2 protein-coding genes are annotated in these 670 nt (G+C 58.7%); both read right to left on the bottom strand.

Going from position 1 to position 670, the window contains the following annotated elements; translation table 11 throughout:
- Positions 1–121, bottom strand: a 121-nt coding sequence (tnpB, locus tag ACOCD2_RS24350) for an IS66 family insertion sequence element accessory protein TnpB (protein ID WP_419595817.1), incomplete at its 3' end; no start/stop codon positions are given.
- A gap of 26 nt (positions 122–147) precedes the next feature.
- Positions 148–465, bottom strand: a complete 318-nt coding sequence (gene tnpA / locus ACOCD2_RS24345) for an IS66 family insertion sequence element accessory protein TnpA (RefSeq protein ID WP_419589131.1) — start codon at positions 463–465, stop codon at positions 148–150.
- Positions 466–670 lie beyond the last annotated feature (205 nt).

Genomic DNA, 670 nt, shown 5'->3' with positions numbered 1-670 from the left:
TGAAGGCATACAGCACCCCCTCAAAGGGGTTGTGGCCCAGCTCCTGCTCGACGATCGCGGCCAGGCCCCGGAAGCTCTTGCGAAAATCCACCGGATCCCGATACAGGTAGATCTGCGGCATCCGGGGATGGGGACGCAACCGGTACTTCATGCCAGCATCCCCAGCAGATCACGCACCAGACCCAGGTTGTTTGCTTCGATGCCGCGGATCTCCAGGCCGTTGGGCAGGCTCAGGGTCAGGCCGGTGGGCTGTACCGTGGCCGGGATCACCGGCACAAAGCCCGCCCCCTTCTTCTTTGTTGCCGGTTCGGCGGCCCGGCGTAGCTTGCGGACCCAGTAGCCAAAGGTACTATACCGCAGCTCCTGGTGTTCGCAGTAGGCTTTCTGCGTCAGGCCAGATTGTTGCCAGGCCGCAATGTGTAACTGCCAGAACGGCGCACCTTCGGTGGCATCAGACATGTCCATCGATTTCTCCTATGTCGTGAAATTCCAGGAGAAAGTCTGCACAGGGTCAGGTGGGGAAAACAGGTGTGGATTCTTGGGCGCTTACGAAAAATCAGTAGCAGTCCTTTACGGATCTGCCCTGCCGTTGTGGGATTGTCCTTTCGCCAGGGCGAATGGCAACACAGTTGCCTGACGGTCTGATCATCCAGATAGCCCAATAATTGGA

It is taken from the genome of Thiolapillus sp. (assembly GCF_048562965.1).
GTDB classification, from domain to species: domain Bacteria; phylum Pseudomonadota; class Gammaproteobacteria; order Chromatiales; family Chromatiaceae; genus Thiolapillus; species Thiolapillus brandeum_A.
The sequence above is the reverse complement of the archived record's forward strand: the minus strand, read 5'-3'. Positions and strand labels throughout refer to the sequence as shown.

Coding starts and splice junctions, on each gene's coding strand:
- tnpA (WP_419589131.1), bottom strand. CDS start 465: ATGGACATGTCTGATGCCACCGAAGGTGCGCCGTTCTGGCAGTTACAC.